The organism is Shimia fortis (assembly GCF_040225985.1).
Lineage (GTDB): Bacteria > Pseudomonadota > Alphaproteobacteria > Rhodobacterales > Rhodobacteraceae > Shimia.
On record NZ_JBBPEU010000011.1, the window covers coordinates 125,525 to 131,869 of the forward strand.

The window sequence follows — 6,345 nt, forward strand, 5'->3', positions numbered from 1 at the left end:
TAGACCTTCTAAAATAAAAGCCTTGAAGAAATACGAAATTCAGCGCCACCTTAAACGAAAAACACGCAAAAACTCACCTCACTCACAATTATTTACTTTGATCTTGAAAGTAGATGTAGAGCCATATACTTAGATAAGCGAAGCAATCAAAGGGAGCAGCACCCATGAAACATGCGTTAGAGTTTTTCCGCAAAGCCACGCCCGCCCTGCGCGAGCCGGTCGCCGAGGACGGCGCGGACATCTGGGAGCTGGTGCGCAACTGCAAACCGCTTGATGAGAACTCGATGTATTGCAATCTGATCCAGTGCGACCATTTCCGCGACACTTGCGTGGTCGCAGAGATCGACAGAGAGATCGCGGGTTGGGTGTCGGCCTATGTGCTGCCGCACGACCCTGAGACCCTGTTTGTCTGGCAGGTGGCCGTGTCAGAAAAGGCGCGCGGCACCGGACTGGGCTCCCTTATGCTGACCGCGCTTTTGGGACGCAAAGCCTGCGCAGATGTGCAGCGCTTGCAAACCACGATCACGGCCGACAACGATGCATCGTGGGCGTTGTTCCGCAAATTCGCCAATACGATGGACGCCAAGCTCGAGTCCCAGGCCTACTACACGCAGTCGCTTCACTTCCGTGAACGCCACCGGACCGAGCACCTTGTGACCATCCCGCTTGAAGAGCAGATGCAGAAGGCGGCCTGAAGGTCGTCTGGCAAAATGTGGCGTCCGCCTCTTCTTTTCCCCCCAATCCCAAAAGGACTTGTTATGCCGACTGATACGTCAGCCGAAATTTCTGTTTTCAAACGCCGTGAATCCAAGGCCCGCAGCTATTGCCGAGGCTTTGACACGGTCTTCACCAGCGCCCAAGGATCGGAAATGACCAATGCCGAAGGGCGCAGCTATATCGACTTTCTTGCCGGCTGTTCTTCGCTGAACTACGGCCACAACGATCCCGACATGAAGGCCGCACTGGTCGATCACATTACCAATGACGGACTGGCCCACGGGCTGGACCTGCACACCGACACCAAGGCCGAATTCCTGAAAACATTCGAGCGTCACATCCTTGGACCCCGCGCCATGGACCACAAGGTGATGTTCACGGGACCCACGGGGGCAAACGCAGTCGAGGCCGCGATGAAGCTGGCCCGCAAGGTGACAGGACGTACCAATATCATCGCCTTCACCAACGGATTCCATGGCGTCACGATGGGCGCGCTGGCCGCAACGGGCAACGGCTATCATCGTGGCGGTGCCGGCACGCCGCTCAGTGGCGTGACCCGCATGCCTTATGATAGCTATCTGCCGGGCGGCGCAGATACCGCCGACTATCTCGAGGCCATGCTGGCCGACGGATCCAGTGGCGTAGATGCTCCTGCGGCGATCCTGCTGGAAACGGTGCAGGGCGAAGGCGGGCTGAACGCAGCCAGCGCGGCGTGGCTGCAACGCGTGGCAAAACTGGCCAAGGACCACGGCGCATTGTTGATCGTCGATGACATCCAGGCGGGCTGTGGCCGGACCGGCACATTCTTTTCCTTCGAAGAGATGGGCATCGCACCGGATATCGTGACCATGGCCAAGTCCGTTTCGGGATATGGTCTGCCAATGGCCATGATGCTTGTCCGTCCGCAATATGACGTGTTTGGCCCGGCAGAACACAACGGTACATTCCGTGGCAACACCCATGCCTTTGTTACAGCGAAGGTCGCGATTGAAAAGTTCTGGTCCGATGACAGCTTTCAGACCGAACTGGCCGAGAAAGAGGCGTTGGTCCACCTGCGGCTGGCCGAACTGGCCGCGATGGTGCCCGATGGCGAAATCAAAGGGCGCGGGCTGATGCAGGGGGTCGATGTCGGCTCGGGCGATCTGGCTGGCCAGATTTGTGCCCGCGCGTTTGAAAAGGGTCTGATCATCGAAACCTCGGGCAACGAGGACCAGGTGGTCAAGGTGCTCGCGCCGCTGACCACGTCGGAAGAGACCTTCCATAAAGGGTTCGACATTCTGATCGAGGCCGCGCACGACGTGCTCTCGAAACCAACCACGCTGGCTGCGGAGTAACACAGATGATTGTCAGAGACTTCAACAAGATCCTGAAAGACGAAAAAGACCGCGTGGTCTCGGACGCGCAATGGACATCAGTGCGGATGCTTCTGGCCGATGACGGAATGGGGTTTTCCTTCCACATCACCTTTCTCGAAGCGGGATCTGAACACACGTTCGAATACAAAAACCACTTTGAAAGCGTCTATTGCATGCAGGGCAAGGGATCGATCACAGATCTGGCCACCGGTGAGACCCACCAGATCACACCAGGGGTCATGTATGCGCTGAATGAACATGACCGCCACGTCCTGCGCGCCGAAGAGGAGCTTGTCATGGCCTGTGTTTTCAACCCACCCGTCACCGGGACCGAGGTGCACCAGGCCGACGGCTCTTACGCAATACCTTCCCAATAAACGAGGCCCGGGGCACTCCCCGGGGAGCACCTTCATGGCTTACCCAAACCATACTGTTGAAAAAATCGGCGGCACTTCGATGAGCCGCCTTGATGAACTGAGCGAGACGCTGTTCGTCAGCAAAGGGACCGCGGACGATCCCTATCACCGGATCTTCGTAGTCTCAGCCTTTGGTGGCATCACCAACAAACTGCTGGAACACAAAAAAACCGGTGCGCCGGGAGTCTATGCTCTATTTTCCAATGATGACAATGACCACTCGTGGCTGGGGGCCCTGACCCACGTTGCGGATGCGATGACCGAGGCCCATAACGCGGTTCTGTCTGAAAGCGCCGACCGATCTCTGGCTGAGGATTTCGTGCGCGACCGCATCGAAGGCGCACGCAGCGTGCTATTCGACCTGCGCCGCCTGTGTTCCTATGGCCACTTCCGGCTGTCCGCACATATGCAGATAGTCCGCGAACTGTTGTCGGGGCTGGGCGAGGCGCATTCAGCTTTTGTCACCAGCCTCTTGTTGCAGCGCAAGGGTTTGAATGCCCGTTTTGTCGACCTATCAGGCTGGCGCGACGAAACCGAATGCACGCTTGACCAACGCATCGCGGGGGCGCTTGAAGGCGTGGACCTGTCGTGCGAACTGCCGATTGTTACGGGTTATGCCCAGTGCAGCGAAGGATTAATGCGGGAATATGACCGGGGTTATTCCGAGGTCACCTTTTCGGCCATCGCGGCCCATACCGGCGCCAGCGAGGCGATCATTCACAAGGAATTCCACCTGTCCTCGGCCGATCCCGGACTGGTTGGTAACGTGGTGCGCAAGCTGGGCCATACGAATTACGATGTGGCCGACCAGTTGTCGAACATGGGCATGGAGGCGATTCACCCCAACGCGGCCAAAACGCTGCGGCAGGCCGACATTCCGCTGCGCGTCACCAATGCGTTCGACCCCGGAGACCCCGGCACCCTGATCGACGACACCCCGACAGAAGCACCGGCGGTCGAAATCATCACCGGCCTGAACGTCGTGGCACTTGAACTGTTCGAACAGGATATGGTGGGCGTCAAAGGGTATGACGCCAACGTGCTCGAGGCACTGCGGCGCCACAACGTGCGGATCGTGTCGAAATCCTCGAATGCAAATACCATCACCCACTATGTCGAGGCCCCTCTCAAGGCCGTGCGCAGGGTGGTCACGGATCTTGAGCAACAATACCCGTCGGCAGATATCAGTGTGCGCAGCATGGCCATTGTCGCTGCTATCGGCCGCGACCTGTCGGGGCTGCGCGCCTTCAGCCGCGGGCTTGTGGGCCTTGAAGAGGCCGGAATTCCGGTGATTGCCGCCCAGCAGACCCCGCGTAATGTGGACATCCAGTTTGCAGTGGCCCGCAGTGACGCGGACGAGGCGATCAATGTCCTGCACCGCACCCTCGTAGGCACACCAACTGAGATGGAAGCCTTGGACAAGGCAGCGTGAGGTGAGTGTGGCCGGGCGTAGAGACTTCCGAGCCGCGGCCACAAATCTCTGAACACCTCTAATGCCGGAATTTTCTCTCTTGGCCGACACGGCCAACATGACAAGATCGGGGCGGCCTATTTTTCAGGACCGCCCGACACAGGTTGACACGCATTTCAGTCTGTTGGCCTCTTGGCCGCCTACGAAGAGAGGCTCACCGCGCCCACGCGGTGGCATTTTCATGACGTCCTGTTCTGCCAGATCTACCCCGAGGGAAAATGCGGGCCAGCCCTCAAGAACCAGGTTGATCTTCAGGATCATCAGCGTCGCCAGCGTTATAGGAGGTCCACCCCCAACAAGGAGAAACGCGAACAGGTTTGCAAAAAACCCTGCAAGATTCGCGGTCAGAGCCCGACGCTGCCCATTTTGGCAAAACCGAGGCAAATATGAACGATAATCCGTCCGCCAAGCTCTTCGCAGAACCCGCCAATTGGCCGTTTGTTCCGCCCTTGTTGTCCACCGACGCCGCCGCCCTGTTGAATATCAAGCCCGCAACTTTACACAGCTGGCGTGCCTTAGGCCAAAACCCTAAACATTAACCCCCGATGTATCTGCGCCCAACCCAGGGTCGCCCACACTATGATGAGTTTGGCGGCCTGCGAGCGTGGGCCGCGAGCAAGCTTGGGAGGGCGTATCAGTTCAATGATCAATGCATGGATTTCTTTTCGGGAGGTCTGCCCGTTTTTTCCCGAAGGCACCGGCAGCATTCAGAGCCGGATCGACGTTTTTAGAACGTCAGTTCACACTGGACCGGGAGAGGGTCCTGCGCGGTAAGGCGCCGGCCTTGACCCAATTCGAGCGCATCCATGACCTTGATGTGTACCATTCGAGACAGTCGAGGCGGACCGGGCCGAGCGATTTTCCTTAGAAACCTTTTGGCGTCCCAAACTCACTCGAAACAACTCTGAAATCTCCGTGCGTCAGGACGGAAAGCGGAAGTTCGCTGCGATTTACTTGGGCGCCAGGCGTCTAGGAGAACCCGGCCATTCAACATAAAACGTCTGACGACAGACAGTCAAAACTTCTCGTGGCTAGATTTGAGGGAGTCACGCGAGTTCGATGGCCGAGAGCTAGCAAAAAAGGTGTACCGGGTAGAGTTGGGCAGACCGAGGATCGCACGAAGACCACAGCCTATTCGGACACCTATCGGACACAAACAAAAAGGCCTCGAGCGCATATAAGCACTTTGGAGCCTTGTTTTATTGGTTGCGGGTGCAGGATTTGGCCTACACTGAAAAATTGTACGGTTGAGCACCTCCACTTAACAAAGTCTGAGAAAAAATGGTCTTTCCCTTCGGACGGGAACCGTTCAGTCTCCGCGACTGCGAGATTTAATGGTGTTGTTGTTGGAAGCGACGTTCAATATCCCACCCGAAGGGTGTTCTTGCTGCGCGACCGCATTGCTGCTCCGAGCCGATAGAGACAAATGCAGAGCTTCGCGTGAGCGGATGTGGACAACGCGTTGCCGCCATTGGCCATCGCGAAGGCGGGCCAATCCTGCCGTTCGATGGGATTTCATACGCCCTCAGCATTACTTCCTTGGCAATGACCGGGGCGTAACGACGTCGCCCCAGATCGACCCTTTGGAAACTGGTTGTTTCGGCCAATGCACTGCGCCGCCGCAGGGCGGCTCATCTTCGTTATCGACAATTTCTTAGGCTGCATGTCGGCTGGAGGGCGGCAAGATATCCGCAGTCCCAGTTCGTTCTCGATGCCTTGGAACAGGCGCATCCAGAAAAAACCGGGGCGGCGGTTCAGTCGACACTGCTAGAACCGTTTTGTGACCCCCACCAGCCCGCGCCTGTCCGTTTCGTTGAAGTTGACCTCGGCAGAAAGGTTCCAGCCGCTTTTCAAACCAACGTTAAACCCGATGATGCCGGAATATTTGTTCTTGTTTTCGAATACCCCGGAATAGCGAACAGCCAGATCATCCCCGTCCCCGAACAAATTCCGAAGCCTGGCAACGCCGTCCACGACGTTTTTTAGATCCAGATACGTCACACCAACATAAGGGCTGAACTGATGGCCCGGTCCGAACTCGAAACGCTGCCCGACACGCAACCCTACGGTAGTAGATGTCACGGAACTATCTACGCTGTCGCTATAGGACCATGTGTGTGTCGCCCCCAAAGTTCCGAACCAGTTACGGTATCCATAGACACCCAACATACCAATAGACAACGTATCTGAGTTCACGTTGGCGCCAAAGGGCTGTTCAACAGATCCACAGGGGCCAAACGTACAGCCCAATAGCGCTTTGGCCACAACCCGTTCTGCAGGCGGCAATGACCCTGATCCTCCCCCACTGAAGTGGTCCGCCCCTATAGTTGGGAAACGGAGGATCAAACATGGGAATCAAACGACACAAGCCGGAAGAGATTGTCAC

6 protein-coding genes are annotated in these 6,345 nt (G+C 57.1%); 4 read left to right on the plus strand and 2 right to left on the minus strand.

Features of this window, described 5'->3' with window-relative positions; all coding sequences use genetic code 11:
* Nucleotides 1-164 precede the first annotated feature (164 nt).
* The 4 genes from ectA (at nt 165) to WNE31_RS15700 (ending at nt 3,920) form a co-directional block, all read left to right on the plus strand.
* Nucleotides 165-695 carry a diaminobutyrate acetyltransferase gene (gene ectA, locus WNE31_RS15685; protein WP_349980894.1) on the plus strand — a complete coding sequence of 177 codons (531 nt, stop codon included), beginning with the start codon at nt 165-167 and terminating at the stop codon, nt 693-695.
* 63 nt (nt 696-758) lie between these two features.
* Entirely contained in the window at nt 759-2,051 is a 1,293-nt protein-coding gene (gene ectB / locus WNE31_RS15690; RefSeq protein ID WP_349980895.1) for a diaminobutyrate--2-oxoglutarate transaminase, read from the plus strand.
* 5 nt (nt 2,052-2,056) lie between these two features.
* The gene (locus WNE31_RS15695; protein WP_349980896.1) at nt 2,057-2,449 is read left to right on the plus strand and encodes an ectoine synthase; all 393 of its coding nucleotides are present in this window, start codon (nt 2,057-2,059) and stop codon (nt 2,447-2,449) included.
* A gap of 34 nt (nt 2,450-2,483) precedes the next feature.
* Nucleotides 2,484-3,920, plus strand: a complete 1,437-nt coding sequence (locus WNE31_RS15700) for an aspartate kinase (RefSeq protein ID WP_349980897.1) — start codon at nt 2,484-2,486, stop codon at nt 3,918-3,920.
* A 123-nt stretch (nt 3,921-4,043) separates the two neighbouring features.
* Here WNE31_RS15700 and WNE31_RS15705 read toward each other — a convergent pair whose 3' ends face one another.
* The gene (locus WNE31_RS15705; protein WP_349980898.1) at nt 4,044-4,343 is read right to left on the minus strand and encodes a cation transporting ATPase C-terminal domain-containing protein; all 300 of its coding nucleotides are present in this window, start codon (nt 4,341-4,343) and stop codon (nt 4,044-4,046) included.
* 1,383 nt (nt 4,344-5,726) lie between these two features.
* Complete coding sequence (locus WNE31_RS15710; protein WP_349980899.1) at nt 5,727-6,245, minus strand: hypothetical protein; 519 nt, start codon at nt 6,243-6,245, stop codon at nt 5,727-5,729.
* Nucleotides 6,246-6,345: the final 100 nt, after the last annotated feature.